This is a genomic window from Conexibacter sp. CPCC 205762, assembly GCF_030646155.1.
Taxonomy (GTDB): domain Bacteria; phylum Actinomycetota; class Thermoleophilia; order Solirubrobacterales; family Solirubrobacteraceae; genus Conexibacter.
This window is the reverse complement of the sequence record NZ_JAUTDN010000036.1, coordinates 42,748-68,011: the sequence shown is the minus strand read 5'-3', so window position 1 is coordinate 68,011 and position 25,264 is coordinate 42,748. Positions and strand designations below refer to the sequence as shown.

General features: G+C 74.6%; 27 protein-coding genes, 2 tRNA genes and 1 pseudogene. 17 read left to right on the top strand and 13 right to left on the bottom strand.

Annotated elements, in window-relative coordinates:
* The 3 genes and pseudogenes from Q7L73_RS22335 to Q7L73_RS22325 form a co-directional block, all read right to left on the bottom strand.
* Positions 1-314 (bottom strand): annotated as a pseudogene (locus tag Q7L73_RS22335) (hypothetical protein); the annotation flags it as partial.
* Between the two features lie 106 nt (positions 315-420).
* Positions 421-900 (bottom strand): Clp protease N-terminal domain-containing protein, encoded by a 480-nt coding sequence (locus tag Q7L73_RS22330; RefSeq protein ID WP_304693374.1) that lies wholly within the window; start codon positions 898-900, stop codon positions 421-423.
* The gene (locus tag Q7L73_RS22325; RefSeq protein ID WP_304693372.1) at positions 900-1,136 is read right to left on the bottom strand and encodes a helix-turn-helix domain-containing protein; all 237 of its coding nucleotides are present in this window, start codon (positions 1,134-1,136) and stop codon (positions 900-902) included. The genes Q7L73_RS22330 and Q7L73_RS22325 overlap by 1 nt, the downstream gene beginning before the upstream one ends.
* 92 nt (positions 1,137-1,228) lie before the next feature.
* Here Q7L73_RS22325 and Q7L73_RS22320 point away from each other — a divergent pair, with 92 nt between their 5' ends.
* Positions 1,229-1,732, top strand: coding sequence for a hypothetical protein (locus Q7L73_RS22320; RefSeq protein WP_304693370.1), 504 nt, complete (start codon positions 1,229-1,231; stop codon positions 1,730-1,732).
* A gap of 156 nt (positions 1,733-1,888) precedes the next feature.
* Complete coding sequence (locus Q7L73_RS22315) at positions 1,889-2,410, top strand: hypothetical protein (protein ID WP_304693369.1); 522 nt, start codon at positions 1,889-1,891, stop codon at positions 2,408-2,410.
* Between the two features lie 180 nt (positions 2,411-2,590).
* Here Q7L73_RS22315 and cofE read toward each other — a convergent pair whose 3' ends face one another.
* Genes cofE through npdG form a run of 4 tightly spaced genes read right to left on the bottom strand, consistent with a single transcriptional unit; the run spans position 2,591 to position 5,710 of the window.
* Entirely contained in the window at positions 2,591-3,370 is a 780-nt protein-coding gene (cofE, locus tag Q7L73_RS22310; protein ID WP_304693367.1) for a coenzyme F420-0:L-glutamate ligase, read from the bottom strand.
* A gap of 3 nt (positions 3,371-3,373) precedes the next feature.
* Positions 3,374-4,045 (bottom strand): 2-phospho-L-lactate guanylyltransferase, encoded by a 672-nt coding sequence (cofC, locus tag Q7L73_RS22305; protein ID WP_304693365.1) that lies wholly within the window; start codon positions 4,043-4,045, stop codon positions 3,374-3,376.
* Positions 4,046-4,082: 37 nt separating this feature from the next.
* Positions 4,083-5,033 carry a 2-phospho-L-lactate transferase gene (cofD, locus tag Q7L73_RS22300; protein WP_304693363.1) on the bottom strand — a complete coding sequence of 317 codons (951 nt, stop codon included), beginning with the start codon at positions 5,031-5,033 and terminating at the stop codon, positions 4,083-4,085.
* Positions 5,024-5,710 carry an NADPH-dependent F420 reductase gene (gene npdG / locus Q7L73_RS22295; protein ID WP_304693361.1) on the bottom strand — a complete coding sequence of 229 codons (687 nt, stop codon included), beginning with the start codon at positions 5,708-5,710 and terminating at the stop codon, positions 5,024-5,026. Before npdG ends, cofD begins: the two co-directional genes overlap by 10 nt.
* 41 nt (positions 5,711-5,751) lie before the next feature.
* On the opposite strand from npdG, the gene Q7L73_RS22290 reads away from it, so the two are divergent.
* On the top strand, positions 5,752-6,675 hold the full coding sequence (locus Q7L73_RS22290; RefSeq protein WP_304693359.1) for a hydroxymethylglutaryl-CoA lyase: 924 nt from the start codon (positions 5,752-5,754) through the stop codon (positions 6,673-6,675).
* A 36-nt stretch (positions 6,676-6,711) separates the two neighbouring features.
* On the opposite strand, the gene Q7L73_RS22285 is transcribed toward Q7L73_RS22290, so the two are convergent.
* Positions 6,712-7,491 (bottom strand): enoyl-CoA hydratase/isomerase family protein, encoded by a 780-nt coding sequence (locus Q7L73_RS22285; RefSeq protein ID WP_304693357.1) that lies wholly within the window; start codon positions 7,489-7,491, stop codon positions 6,712-6,714.
* A 33-nt stretch (positions 7,492-7,524) separates the two neighbouring features.
* Positions 7,525-7,989 carry a DUF1707 domain-containing protein gene (locus Q7L73_RS22280; protein WP_304693355.1) on the bottom strand — a complete coding sequence of 155 codons (465 nt, stop codon included), beginning with the start codon at positions 7,987-7,989 and terminating at the stop codon, positions 7,525-7,527.
* Positions 7,990-8,037: 48 nt separating this feature from the next.
* Between Q7L73_RS22280 and Q7L73_RS22275 the strand changes: the two genes are divergently transcribed.
* Entirely contained in the window at positions 8,038-9,399 is a 1,362-nt protein-coding gene (locus Q7L73_RS22275; RefSeq protein ID WP_304693353.1) for a hypothetical protein, read from the top strand.
* A 36-nt stretch (positions 9,400-9,435) separates the two neighbouring features.
* Here the strand turns inward: Q7L73_RS22275 and Q7L73_RS22270 are convergent, their stop codons facing one another.
* Positions 9,436-11,892 (bottom strand): hypothetical protein, encoded by a 2,457-nt coding sequence (locus Q7L73_RS22270; protein ID WP_304693351.1) that lies wholly within the window; start codon positions 11,890-11,892, stop codon positions 9,436-9,438.
* A gap of 160 nt (positions 11,893-12,052) precedes the next feature.
* Here Q7L73_RS22270 and Q7L73_RS22265 point away from each other — a divergent pair, with 160 nt between their 5' ends.
* The 7 genes from Q7L73_RS22265 (at position 12,053) to Q7L73_RS22235 (ending at position 18,938) form a co-directional block, all read left to right on the top strand.
* On the top strand, positions 12,053-13,459 hold the full coding sequence (locus Q7L73_RS22265; RefSeq protein WP_304693349.1) for an ABC transporter substrate-binding protein: 1,407 nt from the start codon (positions 12,053-12,055) through the stop codon (positions 13,457-13,459).
* Between the two features lie 74 nt (positions 13,460-13,533).
* Positions 13,534-14,484 (top strand): carbohydrate ABC transporter permease, encoded by a 951-nt coding sequence (locus Q7L73_RS22260; RefSeq protein ID WP_304693347.1) that lies wholly within the window; start codon positions 13,534-13,536, stop codon positions 14,482-14,484.
* Positions 14,481-15,311 (top strand): carbohydrate ABC transporter permease, encoded by an 831-nt coding sequence (locus tag Q7L73_RS22255; protein WP_304693346.1) that lies wholly within the window; start codon positions 14,481-14,483, stop codon positions 15,309-15,311. The genes Q7L73_RS22260 and Q7L73_RS22255 overlap by 4 nt, the downstream gene beginning before the upstream one ends.
* Before the next feature lie 104 nt (positions 15,312-15,415).
* The gene (locus Q7L73_RS22250) at positions 15,416-16,417 is read left to right on the top strand and encodes a LacI family DNA-binding transcriptional regulator (RefSeq protein ID WP_304693344.1); all 1,002 of its coding nucleotides are present in this window, start codon (positions 15,416-15,418) and stop codon (positions 16,415-16,417) included.
* On the top strand, positions 16,414-17,382 hold the full coding sequence (locus tag Q7L73_RS22245; protein WP_304693342.1) for a BadF/BadG/BcrA/BcrD ATPase family protein: 969 nt from the start codon (positions 16,414-16,416) through the stop codon (positions 17,380-17,382). The genes Q7L73_RS22250 and Q7L73_RS22245 overlap by 4 nt, the downstream gene beginning before the upstream one ends.
* 132 nt (positions 17,383-17,514) lie before the next feature.
* Positions 17,515-18,093: a hypothetical protein gene (locus Q7L73_RS22240; protein ID WP_304693340.1), complete on the top strand. Its 579-nt coding sequence runs from the start codon at positions 17,515-17,517 to the stop codon at positions 18,091-18,093.
* 2 nt (positions 18,094-18,095) lie between these two features.
* Complete coding sequence (locus Q7L73_RS22235; RefSeq protein WP_304693336.1) at positions 18,096-18,938, top strand: adenylate/guanylate cyclase domain-containing protein; 843 nt, start codon at positions 18,096-18,098, stop codon at positions 18,936-18,938.
* Positions 18,939-19,004: 66 nt separating this feature from the next.
* Here the strand turns inward: Q7L73_RS22235 and Q7L73_RS22230 are convergent, their stop codons facing one another.
* On the bottom strand, positions 19,005-20,150 hold the full coding sequence (locus Q7L73_RS22230; protein ID WP_304693334.1) for a hypothetical protein: 1,146 nt from the start codon (positions 20,148-20,150) through the stop codon (positions 19,005-19,007).
* A 58-nt stretch (positions 20,151-20,208) separates the two neighbouring features.
* On the opposite strand from Q7L73_RS22230, the gene Q7L73_RS22225 reads away from it, so the two are divergent.
* Complete coding sequence (locus tag Q7L73_RS22225) at positions 20,209-21,621, top strand: amidase (RefSeq protein WP_304693332.1); 1,413 nt, start codon at positions 20,209-20,211, stop codon at positions 21,619-21,621.
* Entirely contained in the window at positions 21,618-22,427 is an 810-nt protein-coding gene (locus tag Q7L73_RS22220; RefSeq protein ID WP_304693330.1) for an inositol monophosphatase family protein, read from the top strand. The genes Q7L73_RS22225 and Q7L73_RS22220 overlap by 4 nt, the downstream gene beginning before the upstream one ends.
* Positions 22,428-22,469: 42 nt before the next feature.
* Here the strand turns inward: Q7L73_RS22220 and Q7L73_RS22215 are convergent, their stop codons facing one another.
* Positions 22,470-22,865: a PPOX class F420-dependent oxidoreductase gene (locus Q7L73_RS22215; protein WP_304693328.1), complete on the bottom strand. Its 396-nt coding sequence runs from the start codon at positions 22,863-22,865 to the stop codon at positions 22,470-22,472.
* 83 nt (positions 22,866-22,948) lie between these two features.
* Here Q7L73_RS22215 and Q7L73_RS22210 point away from each other — a divergent pair.
* The 3 genes from Q7L73_RS22210 (at position 22,949) to Q7L73_RS22200 (ending at position 24,425) form a co-directional block, all read left to right on the top strand.
* Positions 22,949-23,031: transfer RNA gene (locus Q7L73_RS22210), tRNA-Leu, on the top strand.
* A 20-nt stretch (positions 23,032-23,051) separates the two neighbouring features.
* Complete coding sequence (locus Q7L73_RS22205; protein WP_304693326.1) at positions 23,052-23,462, top strand: YccF domain-containing protein; 411 nt, start codon at positions 23,052-23,054, stop codon at positions 23,460-23,462.
* 18 nt (positions 23,463-23,480) lie between these two features.
* On the top strand, positions 23,481-24,425 hold the full coding sequence (locus tag Q7L73_RS22200) for a zinc-binding dehydrogenase (RefSeq protein WP_304693324.1): 945 nt from the start codon (positions 23,481-23,483) through the stop codon (positions 24,423-24,425).
* A 31-nt stretch (positions 24,426-24,456) separates the two neighbouring features.
* Here the strand turns inward: Q7L73_RS22200 and Q7L73_RS22195 are convergent, their stop codons facing one another.
* Positions 24,457-25,017 (bottom strand): hypothetical protein, encoded by a 561-nt coding sequence (locus Q7L73_RS22195; protein ID WP_304693323.1) that lies wholly within the window; start codon positions 25,015-25,017, stop codon positions 24,457-24,459.
* An 83-nt stretch (positions 25,018-25,100) separates the two neighbouring features.
* Between Q7L73_RS22195 and Q7L73_RS22190 the strand changes: the two genes are divergently transcribed.
* Positions 25,101-25,187: transfer RNA gene (locus tag Q7L73_RS22190), tRNA-Leu, on the top strand.
* Positions 25,188-25,264: the final 77 nt, after the last annotated feature.

Genomic DNA, 25,264 nt, shown 5'->3' with positions numbered 1-25,264 from the left:
GCTGCCGCACCGCCGACCCCGGCGCCGCCCGCTGCCGCGCCGCCCGCCCCGGCGCCGCCCGCCGCCGCGCTGCCTCCGCCCGGCCGCAGCTCGTCGGGCGGCAGCGTCGTCTTCGCCGCGCGCGGCGCCTCGTCGCGCTCGAACAGCGTCGCCCACAGCGAGCCGACCGGCGCCTCGCCCGGCCGCTTGTGGACCGTGTAGCGCAGCCACAGCGCCTGCCCGGCGGCGGCGTCGCCGGCCTTCAGGTACCAGCTCTCGTAGCAGCCGCGGCCGAGCGCGACGGCGGGGTAGCGCGCAGCGGCAGGCTCCTCCATCGGCCGCGACGCTACCAGCGGCCGGTGCATCGGCGCGCCGCTCCCGCGGGCAGCGTCACGGCGGGAAGCGCGGGGCGGGCGGCGCGGGGCGGGCGGCGCGCGGCGCTCAGCCCAGCATCCGCTCCGCCCGTGTCGCGAGCGCGATCCGGTCGACCTCCGCGCCGGCGAGCGCGCGCGGCACGGTGCCGAACTCCGCCCGCAGCACGCCGACGAGCAGGTGCAGCGCTCCGACGCGGCGGCTGTGGTTGGCGACCGCGACCTTCAGCGCCCGCTCCAGCGCGCGCTTGGAGGAGGTCGCGAAGCTCGGCGTGCGGCGCGGGCGCGGCGGCGTCGCGGGCAGCTCGAAGTCGCCGATCGCGACGCCGGCGGCGGCGAGGCTCAGCTCGTGCTCCCGCTCCAGCGCCGCCATCAGCGCGTCGGCGTCGAGCCCGGCGTCCTCCAGCAGGAAGGTCGCGCCGCCATGGCGGCCGCCGGCGATCGCCAGCAGCAGGTGCTCGGCCTCGATCGTCGGCGAGCCGAGCGCCGCCGCCTCCTCGACGGCGTCGTGGACGACCTTCGCGGCGTCCTTCGCGAACCGCTCGAACATCAGCGCTTCCTCCTGGTCGCGGCGAGCCCGCTGCCCGCCAGTCGCTTCGCGTGCTTCTTGTGGACCGCCTGGCGCGTCACGCCGAGCGCCTCGGACATCTGCTCCCAGGTCCAGCCGTCAGCGAGCGCGCGCTCGACTCCGGCGTCCTCGAGCCGGTCGGCGAGGCGCCGCAGCGCGACGACGGCGGCCAGCCCGTCGGCCGGATCGGCCGGGAGATCGGGGAGGGTGTCGGTCATCCGAGCAACCGTAGTTGACAGATCGAGCGGTTGTCAACCCGAGTTGCGTGGCAGTATGTGGGGGCAAACGTCCGAGAGGGGAAGCAACCGACATGACCCGTCGTATCGCAGCAGCCGCCGCAACCGTCGCCATGACGACGCTGATCGCGCTCTCCGTCGCCGTCCTGGCGACGCCCGCCGGCGCCGCCAAGAAGCCGAAGAAGCCGACCGGTCCGGCCGCGACGGTCATCAAGGACTGCACGAAGTCGTCGACCGGCCTGCTCAAGAACCGCTACTCCGCCCGCGTCCTCAACCTCGCCAAGAAGGAGGTCAAGGGCGACATCGCCGAGTACACCGGCTGCCTCGACGCGATCAAGGCGCAGCTGCGCAGAGCGAACGCGACCGTCTCCGCGCGCATCTCCGGCAAGCCCGGCAAGCTGACGCTGCTCTACAAGGGCCGCGTCGTCGACGAGCTGGCCGTCAAGCGCGGCAAGAGCGTGACGTTCAAGGTGCTGCCGGGCAGATACACGGCGCGCGCCAACGGCAAGAAGAAGTGCGTCGCGAGCGTCACCGCGAGAGCGAAGAAGACCGCTCGCGTGGCCGTCGTCTGCCGCTGAGCGGCAGGCCTCACCCCACACGAACCCGCACAGCGACGGCCGGCGCCGCGGCGCCGGCCGTGCGCGTGCGATACCGCGCAACCTCTTCCACGGGCTCCCGTTCTATTCGCAGGCGCGCTCCTTTCACCCGCCAACGAAGTCACAGGGGTCCATACGATGAAACGCTTCCTCGCTGCAAGCGCGGCCATGCTCGCCTGCGCGCTCACCGCCTACAGTGCCGTCGCGCTGGCGACGCCGTACGCCGGCGCCGGCTCCGACGCCCGCGACGACGGCCAGAGCGCGCAGATCCTGTACGACTGCTCGACCAGCCGCACCGGCCTGCTGCAGCGCGCCTACAGCGTCCGCGTGCTGCGGATCGCGCTGCGCGAGCTGCCGGGCGACGTCGCCGACTACACCGGCTGCCCGGATGCGATCCGGCTGCAGATCGAGCAGGCGACGGCGACCGTCACCGCGACGATCCGCCGCGCCAAGCGCGGCAGCGCGATCGCCGGCAGAGTCGCGCTGCTGGACCGCCGCGGCCGGCTCGTCGACCAGCTCACGGTCAAGCGCCACCAGGGCGCGAACTTCCGCGTCGTCCCGGGCCGCTACGTCGTGCGCGCCAACGGCAAGCGGCGCTGCTCGGCGAACGTCGTCGCGAAGCGCTGGCGGACGGCCGAGGCGACCGTCGTCTGCCGCTGAGCGGCGGGCGCAGGCGTCAGAACCTGTTTCAGAAAGAGGATCGCGTGAGGGAACCGTCTCGCGGCGCTGGATCACGATCCGATCGGCCTCAAAGCCACCAGCATTCGTCGGCCGATCGGATCGCGCCCAGCATCCACGATCCGGCCCCCTCACACGACCCTCTCATTCTGAAACAGGTTCTCAGCGGCGGAACATGTCCTCGGCGGCGGCCCGCAGCAGCGGGCCGACGCCGGGGCCGTCGTCGTCGCTGAGCCGGTCGGCGAAGCCGCGCAGCACGACCGCCGGCTGACGCGAGTCCTTGCCGCGCGCGAGGTCGGCCGCCGCCGCCAGCTCGTCGGCGGTCGCGATCCAGGTCGCGCGCAGCTCGCGGCCGACGCTGTCGGTCCGCCCGCGCCAGTCGTCGTCGGGCCGTACGCCGGCGATCCCGATCGCGACGTCGACCTGGCCGTTGCGCCAGGCGCGGCCGAACGAGTCGGTCACGAGCACGCCGATCCGCGCGCCGGTCAGCGCGCGCAGCCGCGCCCGCAGCGCGCGCGCCGAGGCGTCGGGGTCGGCCGGCAGCAGGATCACCGTCCCGTCGGCGCCGGCCGGGGCGTTGGAGGCGTCGACGCCGGCGTTGGCGCAGACGAAGCCGTGGTGCGTGACGCAGATCAGCACGCCGCGCTCGGCGCGCAGCAGCTCAGCCGTCTCGTCGAGCACGACCTGCACGTGCCGCGGATCCTTGCCGGGCGTCTGCTGGGCGAGCACGTGCGCGCGCGGCGACGGCGTCACGTCGGCGAGCCGCCGCACGCGCCCCTCCGCCTTCGAGACGGCCTTGTGCGCGAGCACGAGCAGGTCGCCGTCGGCGAAGCCGCCGACCGCAGCGGTGCCGTCGGCGGCCTGCGTCAGCAGCGCGGCGAGGTCGGCGCCGGCGGCGATCTCCGGCAGCCCGTCGAGCGCGACCGCGCTGAACGCGCTCACGGGCTAGCTGCTCTGGGTCGTGCGCAACAGCTGGTTGAGCATGCCGCGCGTGTGCGCCGCCCCGCCGCGGCGGGAGGCGATCAGCTCTCTCAGCGCGGTGAAGTCGTCGGGCGTGTCGACGTCGAGCGCCAGCGACGGCACCTCGGCGATCTCGACCGCGATCCCGTTGCTCTCCGCCAGCGCGCGGTGGCGCGCCATCGAGTCGACGCCGTAGGCCGGCTGCAGCACGTCCGGCGGCTGCAGCAGCAGCGCGTTGGTGCCGCTCATGTGGCGGTCGGGGACGATCACGGCGTAGCGGTCGGCGGTGCGGGCGCGGCCGAGCAGCGTCTCCAGCTCGACCGGATCGAGCATCGGCGTGTCGCCGGCGAGGCAGAGGACGCGCGTGGCGCCCAGCTCGCGCGCGTGCGCGACACCGCGCAGCACGGCTCTGTTCTGGCCGCTCTCGGAGGGGTCGTCGAGCGGGATCGCGTCGTAGCCCTCGGCGACCCGCTGGGCGCCGGGATCGGCGGTGAGCACGAGCACTCTGTCGATCGCCGCAGTGCGCCGCAGGGCGGTCAGCACGTCGACGTACATCGCTTCCGCGAGCGCCCGCCGCGGACCGGCCTGGAGCGCCGGTTCGAGGCGGCCCTTCGCGCCGTCGAAGCGCTTGACCGGCAGGATGGCAAAGGTGGACATCGGCGGTGTACGGTAACCCTTCGGCCCGATCGACCAATCAGTGGTGTTGCCCGCCGGACTCCGCGAGCGTCGTCGCGAAGTCGAGCGCGGCGCGTGCGAGACGGGCTCGTGAAGCGGCGTCGGACATCAGCAGATCGGCCGTGTGGACGGGGATCGCGGGCGCTGGCGGGGTCAGCGGCTCATCGCTGACGATGCCGTCGAGCAGGTCCCCGTAGAGCGCCGCGACGCCAGAAGCCGACAGCGGCTGACCGGCGTATTCGAGGAAGGCGGCGGTCGGTCCCTTGACGACCTGGCCGGCGACGATCGGGCTGACGGCGACGACCGGCGCCGGCGCGGCCTTGAGCGCCTCCCTGATGCCGGGCACGGCGAGGATCGGGCCGATCGACAGCAGCGGGTTGGACGGGCCGACCACGATCGCGCGCGCGGCGGCGATCGCCTCCAGCACCTCCGGCGCCGGCCGCGCCTGCTCGGCGCCGCGGAACTCCAGCCCCGTGACGGGTCCGGCCGCTCTGCCGACGATCATGAACTCCTGGAACGGCCAGACGCGCCCCTGCGCGGTCACGAACGTGCGGACCGGGTCGTCGGACATCGGCAGCACGCGCGTGGCGAGGCCGAGCGCGCGGCCGAGGTCGAGCAGCGTGTCGGTCAGGCGGTCGCCGGCGGCGAGCCGGCGGGCGCGCTCGAGCCCGTAGGCGAGGTCGCGGTCGCCGAGGTTGAACCAGACCTCGACGCCCAGCTCGCGCAGGCCGTCCATCACGTGGAAGGTGTCGCCGTCGAGCCCCCAGCCGCGCGCGTCGATGCGGCCGGCGAGCCAGAACGAGACGAGATCGGGGTCGGGCGCGACGTGCGCGCCGTACAGCTCGACGTCGTCGCCGGTGTTGGCGATCACGACCAGCTCGCCGGGCGGCAGCTCGGCCGCGAGGCCGGCCGCCAGCTTCGCGCCGCCGGTCCCGCCCGCGAGGACGACGACCGGGCCGTCTACTGCCACGCGGAGCCGTTCGGGAGACCGGTGACCTTGAGGCCGGCGGTCGCCTTGTGGCGGATGTTGATGCCGATCGCGAGCGCCGTCAGCTGCTCGGTGATGCGCGCCATCTCCAGCCGTCCGGCGTCGATCGGCCGCAGGCCTCCGATCAGCCCGACCAGCGCGGCGACGCGCGCCTTCGCGGCTCTGTCGTCGCCGGCCAGCAGCGTGTCCTCGTCCAGCTCGTGGTCGAGGTCGGCGAGGTGTCTGGCAGCGACCGTGTGCAGGCCGGAGACGACCGTCACGCCGTCGGGCACCAGCTCCTGCGCCTGCTGCGCGGCGGAGCCCTGCCAGACGCTCAGCACGCGCGTCGGGCGGCCGCCGACGGCGGCGGCGAGCGGGACCGTCACGTCGAGCAGCACCGTGCCGGGCTTCAGCGCCTCTCTCAGCGATCTGAGCGTCGCCGCCTGCGTCGCGAACGGGACGCTGAGGACGACGAGGTCGTTGGCGGCGGCGGCCTCGGAGTTGGCGAGGCCGCTGACCTGGGCGCCGGGGACGGCGGCGGCGACGCGCTCAGCCGCCTCGGCGGCGCGGCCCGCGTCGCGCGAGCCGATCGTGACCGCGACGCCGGCGCGCGCGAGCCGCAGCGCGAGGCCGAAGCCGAGGTCGCCGGTCGCGCCGACGATGGTGACGGGAGAGGGCATGGCGGCGAGTATATGAACGGCGGCGGGCTAGACTCGGCAGCATGTCGAAGACGGTGCGCATCCGCGAGGTGGGGCCGCGTGACGGCTTCCAGAACGAGCCGGAGACGATCGACACCTACGACAAGGTGCGCTTGATCGACCAGCTCGCCCGCACCGGCCTCAGACGGATCGAGGTGACGAGCTTCGTGCGGCCGGACGTGATCCCGCAGCTGGCCGACGCCGCCGCCGTGCTGGAGGCGGTCGACGTCCCCGACGGCGTCTCGCTGAGCGTGCTGGTGCCGAACGAGCGCGGCCTCGAGCGCGCGCTGGAGCACCGCGACCGCTTCCACGAGGTCTCCGTCTTCCTCTCCGCCAGCGAGACGCACAACCGCAAGAACGTCAACCGCACGATCGGCGAGTCGCTTGACGGGCTGCGGCTGGTGATCGGCCGCGCGCGCGAGGCCGGCCTGCGCTGCGAGGCCGTCATCTCGACCGCGTTCGGCTGCCCCTACGAGGGTGTCGTGCCGCCGCAGCGGGTCGCCGGGATCGCGCGCGAGCTGGTCGACGCGGGCGCGCAGGAGATCGGCTTCGGCGACACGACCGGGATGGCCAACCCGCGCCAGGTGCGCGAGCTGTTCCCGCAGTGGCGCGAGGCGCTGCCCGAGGTCGAGCTGACGGCCCACTTCCACAACACGCGCGGGCAGGGGCTGGCGAACGTGCTGGCCGCGCTCGACGCCGGCGTCGAGTCGTTCGAGTCGTCGTTCGGGGAGCTGGGCGGCTGCCCGGTTCCGGCCGGCGCCACCGGCAACGTCGCGACCGAGGACGTCGTCTCGATGCTGGAGGAGATGGGGATCGGCACCGGCATCGACCTGCCGGCGCTGGTCGTCGCGACCGGGATGGTGCGCGACGTGCTCGGCCGCCCGCTCGGCTCGCACGTCAGCACGGCCGGCCCGGTCGACTGGACGCCCGCTCCGCCATCCGCGTGAAGTTGCTGGTCTGGGAGACCAGCAAGTTCACGGGGATCAGCGGCCCGTGAACTGAGGCGGCCGTTTTTCGGCCAGCGCCTGGGCCCCTTCGGCGAAGTCGTCCGACTGGGCGCACAGCTGCTGCGCGGCGACCTCCAGCTCCAGTGAGGCCGCCAGCGTCGGCTTCGCGACGCCGTCGAGGATCCGCTTCGCGAGACCGACCGCGATCGGCGCGCAGGCGAGCAGCTCGTCGGCGAGCTGCTGCGTCGCCGCGTCCAGCTCGTCGGCGGGCGCGACGCGCGTCGCGAGGCCGATCCGCTCGGCCTCCTCGGCGCCGACCAGCTTGCCGGTCATGATCAGCTCCTTCGCGCGCCCGAGGCCGACCAGCGCCGGCAGCCGCGTCGAGCCGCCGACGTCCGGCACCAGCCCGACCCGCACCTCCGGCATGCCGAGCACCGCGTCGGCGGCGACCACGCGGAAGTCGGCCGCGAGCGCCAGCTCCAGCGCCCCGCCGATGCAGCCGCCGTGGATCTGCGCGATCACCGGCTTGGTCATCTCCTCGGCGAGGTTCCAGGCGTCGATGCACTCGCGCCGGAAGGCGCGCAGGTGCTCCGGCTGCTGGGCGACCGCGCCGAGCGCCTTGAAGTCCATCCCGGAGGAGAACATCGCGCCCGCGCCGCGCACCACCACGACGCGCGCCTCGGGCGCGTTCGCCGCCTCCTTCAGCGCCGCGCCGAGCGCGAGCACCAGCTCGCCGTGCATCGCGTTGCGCTTCTCGGGCCGGTTCAGGATCAGGTGGCGGACCGCGCCGCGGTCCTCCGTCTCGACGAGTGGCATGGCTGCGCCTCCGGGGTGGGAACGGGGCGCAGGCTACCGCCGGCCGTCTCTCGGTGCGCCGGATCTGGCGGCGCTGCCGGTGCCGAGCCGGCGCCGCTCGTCGGCACCCGGCCCGAGCTCGTCCCAGGCGCTGCGGAGGGCGAAGATGCCGGTTCCGAGCATCACCCACACCGGCCAGAAGTAGCCGGCGCCGCTGGCCGCCCAGATCACGACGCAGATCAGGATCGTGATCGCGGCGGTGCCGCTCTTGTAGAGGACGCGCTTGCGCGCAGCCTCGCGCTCGGGGTCGTGGCCGGGGCGCGGCGGCGGGGCCGGCAGCGCCGGCAGGTCGGCGACCAGCGCGGTCAGCTCGCCGACGGTGCGGGCCGCGTAGGCGGCGTCGCTGCGCTCGTCGAGCTCCTGCTCGCTGATGCGCCCGGAGCTGAAGTGGTCGCGCAGCTGTGTGACGGTTCGTTCGCGCTCGGCGTCCGAGGCGCGCAGGTCGGCTTCGCTGCCCATGCTGAAGATGGTACGACCGGCGCCGGGCGGCGGGGTAGGCTGGCCGGCATGGCAGAGACGACGGACGACACACCGAGCTACTTCTCGCTCCCGCCGGAGCTGCAGGCGCGCGTGAGCAGAGGGATCGAGCTGCTGCGCCCGCATCCGCACCGCGGCGACCTGATCGGCGCCGGCGCGGTGCCGCTGACGGTCGCGCTGCTGCTGATCAACCTGCGCCTCGACGACAGCTGGGGCCACTTCCTCTTCTTCGTCCTGAACGTGCTCGCGACCGGCCTCGTGCTGGGGATGGGCGTGCTGGCGCCGCTGGAAGGCGAGCGGCCGCGCTCCTACCAGGTCGTCCTGCAGCTGTGCGGGCTGGCGCTGCTGTTCGTCACGCTGCTGCGGCTGATGCAGGTGTTCGGCGCCGGCGACCCGATCGGCTCGGCTGGCACCGCGTTCGTGATCTTCACGGCCGTGACCGCGACGGCGGTCTGGCTGGCGCGCGAGCGCGGCAGCGAGATCTGCACGCTCGTCGCCGGGATCGTCGGCACGGCGGCGCTCTACACGTTCGTCCGCTGGGCCTTCTCGCCGGAGAGCGCGAACACCGCCCGCTGGGTGCTGCTGCTGGCGGCGGTGCTGCTGCTGGCCGGCGCGCTCGTGCTGCGCGACCGCGAGCGGCGCAACTCCGTCTACCTGATCGACGCAGCCGGCGTGGCGGTGCTCGCGCTCGGGCTGACGTTCGTCTTCCAGCTCTTCTTCGGCGCGATCGTGACCGGCTTCGGCGGCGAGTTCTCGCGCATCTCGGTCGCGCCGGGGCTGATCTGGAAGCTGACGCTGCTGGCCGCCGGCCTCGGCCTCGTCGCCTACGCGGGCGTCGACAGAGAGGCCGGGCCGGGCTACCTCGGCGCGGCGATCCTGCTGCTGTTCACGCTGCTGGTCGGGATCCCGGGGGAGGGCGGTCCGAGCCTCTGGTTCTGGCCGCTGGTGCTGCTGCTGATCGGCGGCGCGATGATCGCCGCCGGCCTGCGCCCGCGCCGCGAGCTGCCGCCGGAGCCCGACAGGGGCGGCCCCGCGCCGATCGTGCCGGCGCCCGTCACGCCGCCGCCTCCGCCACCGCCGCCGACGCCCGAGAGCATCGCCGCGCAGCCGCCCGCCGAGCCGCCGGCCCCGCCGGCCGCGCCGGCCCCGCCCGCGCCGGAGGCCGTCTCGCCGCCGCCCCCGCCGTGGATGAAGGAGCCCGCCGAGGAGGGCTCCTCCGAGTTCGTCGTCGAAGCGGACGAGGCGCCGACGAACGTCGCCGAGCCGGAGCCGGAGCCGGAGCCCGAACCGGAGCCCGACCCGCCCGCGAGGGGCTCGCTGTGGGCCCGCGCCGACCCCGACGAGGAGCCGACGCGGCAGCACAGAGTTCCGCCGAGAGACGACGACGCCTGACGCGCCGGCACGCCGCGCCGCGCCGGCGCCGCGGCGTCAGGCGAGCGCGCCCCAGCGGTCGATCGCGCTCGCGATCAGGCTGAAGCCCTCCGCCAGCTGCCCCTCGTAGCCGCTCGGCGTCCCGTCCCACATTCGCCAGTCGCGACCGGAGCCGACGCCGCCGAAGGCGCTGTCGTCGGCGACGGTGCTGGCGAGCGCCTCCAGCAGCTCGTCGGCCTCGGCCGCCATCCCGACCCGCCGCAGCGCCGCGATCACCGGCGCGACGCGGTGGTGGCAGGCGCCGCCCTGCAGGTAGCCGCCGAGCGGCAGGCCGAAGACGACGCCGCCGATGTCCTCCTCCGGCACCCGCCGCAGGTTGAACGGCAGCCCGTTGCGGAGGTCGTCGTAGCCGACCGCTCTCAGCTCGCCCCACAGCGCGCGCATGATCGCCGCGCCCTCCGCCTCCGGCACGAGGTCGGTCGAGACCGCCGCGCCGTTGACGACGAAGAAGGCGTAGTCGTGCAGCCGCTGGTCGGCGCCGCGCCAGCCGGCGATCCAGCCGGTCGCGGGGTTGAGGAAGGCCGGCAGATAGGCGCCGCGCAGGCGGTCGGCCCAGGCGCCGAGGTCCTCGGTCGCCGCCAGCCCCGGGTCGAGCCGCGCGAGCGCGAGGTCGAGCGTCCGCAGCGCCTCGTACAGGACCGCGTTGGCCCACGCGTCCTTCCAGCCGAACGAGAGCACGTCCGACCATGCCGTCGACCACTGGTGCTCGCCGCTGATGCCGCGCCGCAGCGTCGACTCGACGAGCCCGTCGTCGTCGGCGTCGCGGGCGCGCATGCGGCTCAGCGCCAGCACGATCCGCTCGCGCTGGGCGGCGTACCAGGCCGGCTCGGCGTCGAGCAGGAAGCGTGCGAGGCCGAGCAGCGTGTCGGCGCCGAGGTGGACGTACTCGTCCTCCAGCATGTGGTCGCCGTGCGAGGTGCGGCCGGAGCCGTAGGCGGGCGCGTCGGAGAGCCAGCGCTCCAGCGACAGCCGCAGCATGTCGCGCGGGGTCAGGCCGTCGACCACCGCTCCGATCCGCAGCGAGATCGCCGACAGGTCGTTGAGCGCCGAGGTGACGTGCATCGAGGCGCCGTTGTTGGAGTACGTCGCCGTGTCGGGGCGGAAGGGGAGGGCGGTGAGCGCGTGGCGGGCGAGCATCCGGCGGACCGCCGGCGGTGCCTCCGGCCGCGTCGGCGCGACGTCGGGCGCGCCGACCGCGAACGTGACCGACGCCGTGTGCGTGCCGGCCTCCAGCAGGTAGTCGCCCTCCGGCAGCGGCCGTTCGCCGAGCTTCAGCTCGAGCGTGTTGGTGTCGAGCGGGCGGACCGAGTCGGAGCGGAACAGCGCCGGCCCGTCGGCGCTCACGCGCAGCGTCCCGTGGCGCGGGAAGTGCCACAGCAGCGGCCCCTCGACCAGCCCCGCCTCGCCCGCCTGCGTGACCGCGCCGAGCACCGCGCTCGGCGTCACGCGGTTGTCGAGCGCGACGTGCCAGGCGCTGCTCGTCCAGGCCCGCAGCGGCTGCGCCGCCAGCCGCGTCGCGGTCAGCTCGACGCGGTCGCGCAGGACCGTCCAGGTCAGCTCGTAGCGCTGCCCGCCGGCGACGTCGACGACGTAGCGGACGACGTTGCCGCGCACCTCGGTGCTGCCGTCGAAGTCGAACGCGAGGAAGCCGACCGGGTTGGCGCCGGCGTGCGTCGTCAGCCGCGGCGACTGCGCCAGGTAGCCGGCCATCCCGTCGCGCAGGACGGGGTAGACGCCAGAGGGGTAGAGGCCGGAGCGGACGATGTCCATCGAGCGCGGCTGCTGCAGCAGGTCGCGGCCGGTGCGGCCGGCGCCGTCGTCGTCGAGCGACAGGTGCGCGAGCGCCGGCACGCGCAGGCGGAAGCCGATCTCCAGGTACGGCGTGCGGTAGCGGACCTCGCCGTTGCGGTGCTCGGCGCTGACGCCGTCGGGCAGGCCGTCGAGCTGCAGGCCCTCCACGCTCAGCCAGCCCTGCCGCGGCGCGACCCACGGCGCCGGCAGCTCGCCCTCCAGCCTGAGCGACGACTGCGCGAGGTTCCAGCTCGGCCACCAGCCGTCGACGGCGGCGCTGCGCAGCTCGACCGCGGCGGCGGTCGTGCGCGTGTCGCCGAGGTCGATCGCGACGCCGGCGGTCGAGGCGCCGTCGATCGCCTCGTCGGCCAGCACGCGCCAGCCGTCGCCGTCGGGGACGCGCACGACGACGCGCGTCGGCCGGTCCAGCTCGGCTCCGCTGGCGCACTTGTGGTAGCCGGCGGCGGTGTCGACGAGCAGCCGCCGCAGCGTCATCGGCGTGTCGGCATGGAGCGAGCGGGCGTGGATCAGCCGGCGCGCGGGGGCGCTCTCCTCGCCGGCGGCGGGCGTCGCCCACAGCGCGCGGCTGCCGATCCGGACACGGGCGGCCGGCGCCTGCTCCCAGGCGGGAGTGGCGAGCGGGTGGCGCAGCAGGTCGGTCACAGACACTCTCATTCTGAAAACAGTTCCAGTGCTCTCCTCGATCCCAGATCGCATCGTCATCGAAACGATTCCAGGAACGATTGACAACGTTATCAATCCGGTCTACCTTCTCCGGCGGTCGAAGCCCCGCGAGGGGGCGAACTGAGGAGGAGAGAACTCAATGCCGGACGATCAACTCGCGCCGTCGGTGGCGCGTGCTCGTGGACGTCTTTCCCGAGCCGACTTCCTGCGCGGCGCCGGTCTCGGCGCGATCGCGCTCACGTCCTCGGCCGTGCTCGCCGCCTGCGGCGGGCAGGACAGCGGCGGCAGCAGCGCGGCGTCGACCAGCGCCGGCACCTCGACCGGCGGCGGCGCCGCCGCGGCCGACGTGAGAGGGACCGTCACCTTCTTCGGCTGGGACGTCGCCGACACCTCCGCCGGCCTCGGCAAGGGCTTCGCCGCCGCCGCCGACGCCTGGAGCGGCGAGCACCCCGGCGCCTCCGTCAGATTCGACGGCGTCCCGTTCGACAAGTTCGTCGCGTCCGCCACGACGCGCGCCCGCGCCGGCAAGCTCGGCGACCTCGTCGAGATGCTGCCGGGCGTCAACCACGCCTCGATCTTCCCGGCGCTGGTCGCGACCGCGCCCTCGGACTGGGGTCCGCTCGCCGACGAGCTGTCGGGCTGGTCGGCCGGCGTGATCGACCCGGCCGACCCCAACCAGGTCGCGGGCGTGCCGATCGGCGCCCAGGGCGTCGTCTGGTACTACAACAAGGCGCTCTTCAGAAGAGCCGGCCTCGACCCCGAGGCGCCGCCGAGAACGTGGGCCGAGTTCACCGCCGCCGCGAGAGCGCTGAAGGCGAGAGGAATCACCCCGATCGGCATGTCCGGCGTCGACTCGAACCTCGCCTGGTGGGCCTGGTCGGCCTTCTCGCCGCAGGCCTTCCCGACCGTCGAGGACGTGCTGAAGGTCCGCACCGGCGACATCCCGCTCGACGACCCGAGATTCCTCAGAACGCTCGAGCCGCTGAAGCAGACGTTCGACGAGGGCTGGTGGAACGACGACTTCAAGGACGTCAGATTCACCGACGTCGAGGCCGCCTTCACGAGAGGCAAGGTCGCGATGGTCCCGGGCCTGATCACCTCCGCGATGAACTGGGCCGTGTGGGACGACAAGCTCGGCAAGGACGCCTACGGCGTCTTCGCCGCGCCGCTGATCGACGGCTTCGACAGACAGGGCCAGTTCTTCAACCCGACGCTGATCTACGGCATCCCGCAGAGAGCGTCGAACCCGGACGCGTCGAGATCGTACGTCGAGTACCTCGCCTCGGCCGACGGCCAGACGATCCTGCTGAGAGAGGCCGGCCAGTTCCCCAACCGCAGAGACGTCGACGTCGAGGCGGTCAGCGGCTCCAGAGGCGCGCAGCAGATCTCCGACATCGTCGCCGAGCTGGGCGGGGTCGACGTGGCCCAGAACCAGTTCACGGCGGCGGCGCAGGGCGCGGCGCTGCAGAAGCTGACGACCGCGATCACCGGCGGCGACCTCGAAGGGTTCCTGAAGGGTCTCCAGCAGCAGCAGGCGCAGGGCTAGCCGCCCCGTTCCCCGCAATCCCCTCCCCGATGTCCTCTCACGTCCCAACGTCCGCCGCGACGTCGTCCGCTCAGGTGAGCGAGCGGACGACGGCGGCGCCGGCGCGCCCTGGGCGCCGGCGCCGCCGCGGCGGCAGCCGGCCGGTCACCCGCCGCTCCGAGCGGTTCGCCGGCCTCCTCTTCGTCGCGCCGCTGGTCGCGATGCTCGCCGTCTTCGCGCTGCTGCCGCTCGGCCGCGTCGTCTACTACGCCTTCACCAGATACGACGGCCTGACCCCCGCCAGATGGGTCGGCCTGGAGAACTTCAAGTTTCTGCTCGAATGGCACGACTTCTGGCGCATCCTCTTGAACAACGTCGTGCTGATCGCCGGCATCGTCGTCTGGGTCGCGGTCCCGTTCACGATCGCGATCGTGATCTTCGGCCAGCGCCGCGCACCGCTCGTGCGGACCGTGCTGCTGCTGCCCGCGCTGCTGCCGCCGATCATCATCGGCGGCGTCTTCCGCCTGCTGCTGGCCGACAAGGGCCCGCTCAACGAGACGCTGCGCTCGATCGGCCTCGGCGCGCTCGCGCAGCCGTGGCTGGCCGACGACAAGCTCGTGCTGCTGTCCGTCATCGGCGTGATCGGCTGGGCGACCGCCGGCACCGGCGTGATGCTCTACAGCGCCGGCCTGTCGACGCTGTCGGAGTCCTACGTCGAGGCGGCCGTGCTCGACGGCGCCAACTGGCGCCAGCTCGTGTGGCACATCTACCGCCCGGCGCTGCGCCCGGTGACGCGCTTCTGGACGCTGCTGCTGACGGTCGGCACCGTGACCGTCTTCTTCCCCTGGATCTACGGCCTGACCCAAGGCGGACCGGGGATCGCCTCGACGACGCTCGACTACCAGGTCTACATCTCCGGGATCCAGGACGGCCGCCTCGGGCTCGGCTCCGCGATCGCCGTCGTCGGCATCTTCCTGATCGTCGTGCTGCTGCTCGCGCAGTACGCGGCGTCGCGGGTCCGGCGTGCCGCGGAGTGGACGTCATGAACGCGCGAATCGGACTGCGCCGGCCGCTGCCGGCGCTCGTGATGGGCCTCTGCACCCTCGCCGTCGTGCTGCCGCTGCTGTGGGTCGTGCGGGTCGCGCTGAAGCCGACCGACGACTACATCGGCGACCCCGGCTCGTTCGGCGGCGGCTGGACGCTGGAGAACTTCGGCCACGCCTGGAGCAACGGCGGGATCGGCGACGCGCTCTTCAACTCGCTGCGGATCGTGCCGCTCGGCGCGGTGCTCGCGACCGTGCTGGCGACGCTCGCCGGCTACGGCCTCTCGAAGATGCTGTTCCCGGGGCGGCGGTTCGTCTTCGGGATCGCGGTCGCGACGATGACGCTGCCGCTGGCGGCGCTCGTGATCCCGCTGTTCGACGAGGGCCTGCGGCTCGGCTACGTCGACTCGCGCTTCGGCCTCTCGCTGATCTACGCGACGCTGTTCGCGCCGTGGGGGACGCTGTTCCTCGCCTCGTACTTCAGAGGCCTGCCGGACGAGCTGCTGGAGAGCGCGCAGGTCGACGGCGCCGGCACGCTGCGGGCGTTCTGGTCGATCGCGGTCCCGCTGGCGCTGCCGGCGATCGCGACCGTGCTGATCCTCAACGTCTTCCTGCAGTGGAGCGAGCTGATCCTCGCGCTGGTGATGCTGCCCGACTCCTCGAAGCAGACGATCACCGTCGCGATCGCCCAGTTCTCCGGCCAGTTCCGCACCGGCGGACCGCTGACCGCGGCCGGCATGATCATGGCCGCGGCGCCGGTGATGGTCGTCTTCCTGCTCGGCCAGCGCTGGCTGCGCGCGGGCGTGACGGCCGGGGCGGTGAAGGGATGACGCCGCGTGCCGCTGACGCCGGCGCGGGAGCTGGCGCGGCTTCGCGGGGCGGCGCTCGCCCCACCGGCGCGGATGCCGCGTCGCGCGGCGGCGCGCGCCCCACCATGCGCGACGTCGCCGCGCGCGCCGGGGTGTCGCTGAAGACGGTCTCGCGCGCGGTCAACGGCGAGCCGAACGTGTCGGCGGCGGTGCAGGCGCGCGTGGCGGCGGCGGTCGCGGAGCTCGGCTTCGAGCGCAACGACCTCGCCCGCTCGCTGCGCCACGGCCGCTCGTCGGCGACGCTCGGGCTGCTGATCGAGGACGTGACCAACCCCTTCTACGCCGCGATCGCGCACGAGATCGAGCAGGTCGCGGCCGAGAAGGGCTACCTGCTGATCACCAGCTCCTCGCAGCAGCAGGAGGAGCGCGAGCGCGAGCTGGTCGCGGCGCTGACGCGGCGCCGCGTCGACGGCCTGCTGCTCGTGCTCGGCGGCGGCGACCACGGCTTCGTCGCCGAGGCCGCGCGCACGACCCCGACCGTCTTCCTCGACCGCCCGCCGGTCGGCATCGCGGCCGACGCGGTGCTGCTCGACAACCGCGGCGGCATGCACCAGGCGATCGAGCACCTGCTGGAGCAGGGCCACCGCCGGATCGCCTTCGTCTCCGACCCGGGCGAGCTGTTCACGGCCGCCGAGCGCCTGCGCGGCTACCGCGAGGCGCTGACGGCCGCCGGCCTGGAGATCGACGACGCGCTCGTGCGCCTCGGCCGTCACGACCTCGGCGAGGCCGAGCGGATCGTCGAGGCGCTGCTCGCGCTGCCGGCCGGCGAGCGCCCGACCGCGATCGTCACCGGCAACAACCGCCACTCGGTCGCCGCCGCGAGGGCGCTGGCGCGGGTGCCCAACCCGGTCGCGCTGGTCGGCTTCGACGACATCGAGCTGGCGGAGCTGCTGGCGCGGCCGCTGACGGTCGTCGCCTACGACGCCGGCGCGCTCGGCCGCCACGGCGCCGAGCTGATCTTCTCCCGTCTCGGCGCGACCCCGGCGGAGCAGCCGCCGCCGCGCGAGATCGTCGTCCCGACCCGCCTGATCGCGCGCGGCTCGGGCGAGCTGGGCCCGTCGTCGTGATCGTCGCGCTCGACGCCGGCCAGAGCAGCACCCGCGTGCTGCTCGACGGCCGCCCGGCCACGGCCCCGAGCCGCGGCGTGCGGCGGATGGAGGAGGGCGTCGGCCCCGCCGACGTGCTCGACGACCTGCTCGCCGCGCTCCCGTCCGCCGCTCACGCAACCAATGGGTCTCACAGACCCACTCCGTGCACGCTCGACAACGTAGCTGTGGTGGCGGTCGGCCTGTCGGGGTTCGAGCTGGCCGGGGAGGAGGATCTGCGCGCGATCGCCGCCGGGCTGCGCGCCGCGACCGGTGCCGGCCGCGTCGCGATCGCGACCGACGGCGTCACCTCGCTGCTCGGCGCGCTCGGCCGTGAGCCGGGCGTGGCGGTCGCGGTCGGGACCGGCGTGGTCGTGCTCGGCCACGACGGCGCCGGCCGCTGGGCGAGAGTCGACGGCTGGGGTGCGACGCTCGGCGACGACGGCAGCGGCTTCGCGATCGGCGCCGCCGGCCTGCGCGCCGCGCTGCGCGCCTTCGACGGCCGTGCCGGCGGCTCGCAGCGGCTGCTGGAGGCGGTCGTGGAGCGGTTCGGCGCGGCGGAGGAGATGCCGCTGGCGGTCCACCGCGGCGGTCCGGCGGCGCCGGTCGCGGCCGCGTTCGTGCCGATCGTCGGCGCCGCGGCGGCCGACGGCTGCGAGGTCGCGCGCGAGATCCTCGCGCACGCCGGCGAGGAGCTGGCGATCTCGGCGACGGCCGCCTGCGAGCGGGCGCTGCCGGGCGAGGAGCCGGTGACGGTCGCGCAGGTGGGCGGCGTCTGGTCGCTCGGCCCGGCGCTGGTCGATCCCTTCGCCGACGCACTCGCCCGCCGCTGCCCCCGCGCCCGCGTGACGGCCCCCGCCGGCACCTCGCTCGACGGCGCCCATCAGCTCGCCGCCGCCACCCCGCGCCTGGAGCCGGTCGCGGGCCTGCTGTGGTGGGACGGCTGACGGGGCCCTGCTCGCCAGCCCGCCGCTGCCCGCCCGCGCCAGCCCGCTGAAGCCGCCTGCGGGTGCTGCCGGTGTATCCCCCGTGTGGCTGACGCTTGCCGCGCGGGCGGGCGCGGGTATACCGTCCGCGACGTGGCCGCCACCGACCACAGAGCGCTGTTGCAGGAAGCGATCGCGATCGAGCGCAGCGCACAGCAGGCCCTGCTGCGCGGAGACGCGGCCGTCTCGCGCGAGCGCTTCGCCGCGGCGGCGGAGCGCTACCGCGCCTCGTGGGAGGCGGCGCCGCCGAGCAGCTACGGCCGGCTGGTTGGGATGGTGAAGGCGGGCGTGCTCGCTGGGCACGGCGGGGAGGAGGCGGCCTACGTGCGCGAGGCGGTCGGCGACAGCTGTGACTCCTCACCCGGCTGCTACGCGCTCGCGCTCGCGGCCCTGGTCCAGGGCGACGACGAGGCGGCGCACGCGGCCGTCGCGGGCATGGCGACCGAGGACCCAGCCTTCGCCCGCACCGCCGTGGCGATCGACGCGCTCGCCCGCCGCGACGCCGACGGCTACGCCGCCGCGGTGCGCGGGATCGTCAGCGACTTCGAGGAGCGCGAGAGACACCTGACGGGCATCCCCTTCGCCGACACCGCCGTCGTGCTGGAGCGCCTCGCCCGCCCGCGCGGCCTCGCGGTGAGACCGTCGTCGGCGCTGATGCCGGTGCTCGGCTGAACGTGGACGAGCAGGCGCCGCGCAAGCCGCGCTGGCGGGTGCGGGTCGCGGCGCGGCTGCGCGCGATCGACACGGACCCGCGGCTGGTCGACGTGGCGCGCGAGGCGCGCGGGCGGCTGCCGGGCGACGAGCGCTACGGCGACCCGCTCTCGACCGCCGGTGACGCGCCGGCGCAGCTGCTCGGCCAGCGGCTCTCCTCGCCGGCCGGGGCGCGGCCGAGCGCCGCGCGCGAGGTCGGGCTGGGCGCGCTGCAGGTGTGGCAGGCCTTGGCGGAGGTGCAGGGCCGCGGCCACGGCCGCAGCGAGCTGGCGATCGTCTTCACCGACGTCGTCGGCTTCTCGAGCTGGGCGCTGGAGGCCGGCGACAACCGTGCGCTGGAGCTGCTGCGGCGGGTCGCGGCGGCGGTCGAGGGCGAGGTCGCGGCGCACGGCGGCAGACTCGTGAAGCGGATGGGCGACGGGCACATGGCCGTCTTCGACGATCCCGCCGACGCCGTCGCCGCCGCGCGCGGAGCGGTCGCCGCGGTCGCCGCGATCGAGCTGGCCGGCCACAGCCCGCGGTTGCGTGCGGGCGTCCACGTCGGCACGCCGCGCAGGCTGGGCAGCGACTGGTTCGGGGTCGACGTCAACGTCGCCGCCCGCGTCGGCGCAGCCGCCGGCCCCGGCGAGGTGCTCGTCTCCTCGACGGTCTGCGAGCGTCTGCACGAGGCCGGCGCCCGCGCAACGCGCGCCGCCGGTGCCGACGCCGCGCGCGCCGCCGCCTCGCCGCAGCTCGCCTTCGGCCGCGGCCGCCCCCTCGACGCCAAGGGCGCGCCGGCCGAGCTGGAGGTCTTCGGGGTCCTTTGACCGGACCTCCGGAGGTCTGACCCCGTCAGAGGGGGTCACACGTCCGGAGATCTGGTCGCCGGCCGCTCAGCGCGACTCGTCGAGCAGCTCGGCGAGCGCGAGCGCGAGAGCGGCGAGCGCGTCGGGGGTCGGCGCGGCGAGGCGGATCGCCGGCAGGCGTCGCTGCCGCGCGCGCAGCGCGCCGCCGAGCGCGCGACCGCGCGCCGGCCCTGCCGCCAGCTGCGGCTCCTCGGCCGCCGCCTGCGCCGCGAGCGCGACGAGCTGCGGGTGGTAGCGCAGCGGCAGCAGCGGGCCGTCGCTCAGCAGCCAGGCGGGCGCGGGGCCGTCGGTCAGCTCGACGATCGCGACGCGGTCGCGCCGCGGCCGGCGACGGCGCAGGTGCCGGCGGAAGCCGAGCCCGCCGCTCGTGCCTGCGCCGGCGAGCACGAGGTCGACCCCGATTCCCGCCGGCGGCGTGCTCGCGAGCGCCCGCCCGGCGGCGAGCAGCGCTTCCGCGGGGCCGGCGTCGGCGGAGGCGGGGGCGGGCCGCGCCAGCGCCGCGTCGATCGCCAGCCCGAGCGCGGCCATGAGCACCAGCGTCGGGACGAGCTGGACGATGCCGAGCAGGCCGCCGCTGCCGTCGCCGTCGGCGAGCCGGATCGCGGCGCAGGCGGCGATCGCCAGCAGCGCGAGCACGATCCAGACGAGCGGACCGGGCAGCCAGCGCGCCGCCGGCCGCCGGCCGAGACGCGCGAGCAGGCCGCCGCGAGGGCGGTCGAGGTGGGCGGTGAGGATCAGCGTGACGCCGTCGGCCGGCGGCTCGGCGATGCGCGCGAGCATGTTCTGGCTCGCGCGCTCGGGCGTCAGCCGCCGCAGCGACAGCGGCAGGCCGGCGAGGTCGAGCAGCAGCGACAGCAGCGTCACCGCGGCCAGCCCGAGCGCGACCGGCGGCGCCGCGATCGCGAGCATGCTCGCCAGCACGCCGAGGCCGGCATGCAGCGCCAGCACCAGCTCCGAGCGCGGTCGCAGCCAGATCGCCTCGACCGCCTGCGCCCGCGCGGCATCCCCGACCCGCGCCGCCCACGCAGCCATCGCCCGCCGCTCCGCGTCGCTGCCGGCGAGCAGCGCCTGCGCCTCGCGCTCGCCGCCCGTCGCGCCCGCGCCGCCGCCCGCCGCGCCGGCTCGCTCGGCGGCCGCGTCAGCGGCTGCGTCGATCGCGATCGCTCGCTCCATCTGCCACCGATGATGCCAACCCGCCCGCGGCCCGGCGCCGCCCACTAGGCTCCGCGCGATGGACGCCATCGACCTCGCGTTCGCCGGTCTCGCTCGCCAAGCCGCGCTGGTTCGTGCCGGCGAGGTCTCCTCGCGCGAGCTGGTCGAGCTGCACCTGGAACGGATCGAGCGGCTGGACCCGCAGCTCAACGCGCTCCGCGTCGTCTTCGCCGAGCGCGCGCTCGCCGAGGCCGAGCAGGCCGCCGCGCGCCGCGCCGCCGCCCGCAACAGCGCCGCCAACGCCGCCGCCGAGCGCCCGCTGCTGGGCGTCCCGGTGCTGATCAAGGACGACGTCGACGTCGCCGGCGAGCGGACCGCGAAGGGCTCCGACGCCGACGGCGGCAGACCCGCGCAACACGACGCCGAGGTCGTCCGCCGCCTGCGCTCCGCCGGCGCGATCGTGCTCGGCAAGACGCACACGCCCGAGCTGATGCAGTGGCCGTTCACCGAGTCGGCGACCTGGGGCGTCACGCGCAACCCGTGGGATCTGGAGCGCACGCCGGGCGGCTCCTCCGGCGGGAGCGCGGCCGCCGTCGCCGCCGGCCTCGCGGCGGCCGCGCTCGCGACCGACGGCGCGGGATCGATCCGCATCCCCGCCGCCTGCTGCGGACTCGTCGGCCTCAAGCCGCAGCGCGGACGCGTTCCGGAGGCGCCCAAGCACGAGCCCTGGCAGGACCTCTCCACGACCGGCGTCGTCACGCGCACGGTCGCCGACACCGCGCTCTGGCTCGACGTCACCGCCGACAAGGATCCGGGTGCGCCGCCGTTCCTCACTGCGACGAGCGCGCCGCCGCGGAAGCTGAGGATCGCCTTCACGACGAAGAACCCGCTGTTCGTGCCGGTGCAGGCCGAACAGCGCCAGGCGTTCGACGCCACCGTCGCGCTGCTGCGGGACCTCGGCCACGAGCTGGTCCCCGCCGCGCCCGCGCTCGACCCGGCGCTGAGCGCGCAGGTCGTGATCCGCTACCTGCGCGGGATCGCCGACGACGCCGCCGCGCTGCCGCAGCCCGAGCGGCTGGAGCCGCGCACGCAGCAGATGGCGAAGCTCGGCCGCATGCTCCCCGAGGGCGTCGTCGCGCGGGCACGTCGCAGCGAGGCCGCCGCGACCGTCCGCATCAACCGCCTGCTGGCCGACCACGACCTGCTGCTGACGCCGGCGCTGGCGCGCGTGCCGCTGCCGGTCGGCCGCTACGACGGCCGCGGCGCGCTCTTCACGCTCAACGGCGTCAGCCGCTTCACGCCGTTCACGCCGGGCTGGAACGTCACCGGCCAGCCGGCGATCGCGATCCCCGCCGGCTTCACCGACACGGGCCTGCCGCTGTCGGTCCAGGCGGTCGGCCGGGTGCGCGACGAGGCGACGCTGCTGGCGCTCGCTGCGCAGCTGGAGGCCGCACGACCGTGGAGCGCGCGGCGGCCTACGCTTGCCGTGTGACCACCTCCGCTGACTCCACCGCCGTTCCCGAGATCGAGACCGAGCTGCTGCAGGTCGCGCGCGACGCCGCGCGCGCCTCCGCCGATGTGCTGCTGCGCTACTACGGCAACGCGACCGGCGTGCGCACGAAGTCGACCGACACCGACCTCGTCAGCGAGGCCGACGTCAGCGCCGAGCAAGCGATCCGTGCGCTGCTGGCCGAGCGCCGGCCGGGCGACGCGATCCTCGGCGAGGAGGGCGGCGAGACGAGAGCGGCGGGGGAGAGCGGCATCCGCTGGGTCGTCGACCCGCTCGACGGCACCGTCAACTTCCTCTACGAGTATCCGCAGTGGTGCGTCAGCATCGCCGCCGAGGACGCGCAGGGGACGCTTGTCGGCGTCGTCTGGGATCCGCTCCACCAGGAGGAGTGGGCGGCGACGCGCAGCGGCGCGCCGACCTGCAACGGCGAGCCGATCGCGGCCTCGACGCAGGCCGAGCTGTCGCAGACGCTGGTCGCGACCGGCTTCGCCTACGACGCGAACGTGCGCGCCCGTCAGGCCGAGATCGTCGCCCAGCTGCTGCCGCGCGTGCGCGACATCCGCCGCGGCGGCAGCGCCGCGATCGATCTCTGCTGGACCGCCGCCGGCCGCAGCGACGCCTACTACGAGCGCAGCATCAACCCGTGGGACTACGCCGCGGGCGCGCTGATCTGCGAGCGCGCCGGGCTGTGCGTGCGCGACCTGCCGGCCGACCACGAGCTGCCGTTCGGGCTGGTCGTCGCGCCGCCGGCGCAGATCGACCACCTGCACGCGCTCGTGATCGGCTGACGCGCGCGCGTGGGCGGGCCGCGCCGGCCCGCCCGCTCTGCGTCAGGCGTTGTGGTGGACCTTCTCCGGCGTGAAGCGGAGGATGATCCGCTCCTCGCCCGGCTGGCGGAAGGGGTACTCGTCCTGGCCGAGGTACTTCTTCGCCATCGCGTCGATGTGGTCGTCGGCGCCGTCGGTCGTCTTGGCCGCGAGTCTGCCGCGGATCGAGACGTACTCGTACTGGTTGTCCTTGTCGGCGATCGTCAGCGTCGCGCGCGGATCGCGCTCCAGATTGCTCGGCCAGGCGCGCCCCTCGGCGCTGTTGAGGACGACCTCGTCACCCTCGACGTCGACCCACACGGGCGTCACGTGCGGCGTCCCGTCGGCCCGCACCGTCGCGACGAAACAGAAGTTCGGCTGCTCCAGCAGCTCTCGGACACGACCTTCGATCTGCGCCATTCCTGCTGTCCTCCTGGTTTCCGGTCGACGGTTCTCCGCTCGCTGATATGCCCGCTCCGCGTAGACTCGGACCTCGCTTCCCTGCGGCGGTGGCGGAATGGTAGACGCGGCGGCCTCAAAAGCCGCTGGGCGAAAGCTCGTGAGGGTTCGAGTCCCTCCCGCCGTACTTCTGATTCTTGGAGGGACATGCGCCTGATCCTGAACGTCATCTGGTTCGTGCTGTGCGGCCTGTGGATGGCGATCGGGTACGCGTTCGCGGCGCTGATCTGCTTCATATTGATCATCACGATCCCGTTCGGGATCGCCTCGCTGCGGATCGCGGTCTTCGCGCTGTGGCCGTTCGGCAAGACCGTCGTGCGGCGGGGCGACGCGGGCGTCGCGTCGGGGATCGGCAACGTGATCTGGCTGATCCTGTGCGGCTGGTGGCTGGCGCTCGGGCACCTGATCACGGGCGTGGCGCTCTGCATCACGATCATCGGGATCCCGCTCGGGCTGGCGAACTTCAAGCTGATCCCGGTCTCGCTGCTGCCGCTCGGGCGCGAGATCGTCACGGTCGAGCAGGCGCGCACGCTCGGCGGCGACGGCGTCAGCTTCTGACCGACTAGCCTGACGGCCATGCGAGCAGCCGTCGTCGAGCAGTACGGGACGCCCGTCCCCACCAGCTTCCAGGAGCCCGTCGCAGCCGACGGGCAGGTCGTCGTCGAGGTGCTGGCCGCCGGGGTCAACCCGGTCGACCTCGCGAGAGCGGCCGGGACCTTCTACTCGGGCAGACAGCCGCTGCCGTTCGTCGCGGGCGGCGAGGGCGTCGGACGGCTGCCGGACGGCAGCCGCGCCTACTTCGACCGCCCGGTCGCGCCGTTCGGCTCGATCGCCGAGCGGGCGCTGGTGCTGCCGCGCGCCACGATCGCGCTGCCGGACGCGATCGACGACGGCGTCGCGGTCGCGCTCGGGATCGCCGGCCTCGCCGCCTGGCTGCCGCTGTGGTGGCGCGCCGACCTGCAGCCGGGGGAGACGGTGCTCGTGCTCGGCGCGACCGGCGTCCTCGGCCACATCGCGGTGCAGGCCGCGAAGCTGCTCGGCGCCGGCCGGGTCGTCGCGGCCGGGCGCGACGCCGACGCGCTCGCGCGCACCGTGCCGCTCGGCGCCGACGCGACCGTGCTGCTCGACCAGCGCACGGGCGCGGAGCTGACGGCGGCGCTGAAGGAGGCGGCCGGCGGCAGCTTCGACGTGATCGTCGACCCGCTCTGGGGCGCGCCGGCAGCGGCTGCGCTCGGCGCGATCTCACGCGGCGGGCGGCTGATCCAGATCGGCCAGTCGGCGGGCGCGACGGCGGAGCTGCCGTCGTCGGCGATCCGCGGCACGCTCGGCGAGATCCGCGGCCACACGAACTTCCTCGCGCCGGAGGAGACGAAGATCGCCGCCTACCGCGCGATGGTCGAGCACGTCGTCGCCGGCAGGCTGAGCGTCGACGTCGAGCGGCTGCCGCTGGAGCAGGTCGCGACCGCGTGGGAGCGGCTCAGAGCCGGCGCCCACGGACGCAAGCTCGTGCTTGTGCCGTAGGGCGAGCTGGCGCGGGCGAGCGCGGCGCGGCTCAGCCGCGCGCGGCGCCGGTGCCGGTGGTGCCGCGCCGCTGGCCGGGGCGGTTGACGATTCTGCGCGGCGCCGCGCCCGACCACTTGGCGCGGCTCTTGGGCACTTCCAGCTCGACGTGCCAGTCCTGGCGGAAGGCCTGCGCGCAGACGGCGATCAGCAGGATCTGCACTGGGATCACGATCAGCGTGATCAGCGCCAGCACCGACGACTCGAGCCCGTCGCCGCCGAACATCGACTGCGGCGTCGAGAAGCCGGTCTTGTCGCGGTCGAGCCACTCGGGACCGGAGACGGCGGCGAAGATCAGCAGCAGGATCGCCATCGCGGCGACGACCGGCAGCACGCCGCGGTTCCAGCGGCCGACGAGGATCGCCCCGCCGACGTACAGCAGCGCGTAGACGATCTGGACCGGCTTGCTGCCCTGCAGCGCCGACCAGCCGCCGACGATCACGATCAGCTGCAGCAGCGCGGAGACGAGCAGCAGCAGCACGACGATCGCGCGCGTCGTCTGTGACGACTGCTTCGCGCGATTCGGCCGGTCGATGACGTAGCCGTCCTCCATCCCGAGTGGACCCTACAATCCCCTGCGGTCGCGTGCCGCACTTGGTCGCGTGAGAACGCAAGGCGTGCGGCGACCAGCACCCCGCGGGTGTGGTGAAACGGTAGACACGCCGGTCTTAGGAGCCGGTTGGCCAGGTAGAGGCCTTGGGGGTTCGAGTCCCTCCGCCCGCATGTCGCGCGGCCTCGTTGGACGTTCTCCGGCCGGGGCGATCGGCGTCCACCCGCGACGGCCCGCGAGACAACTGCGT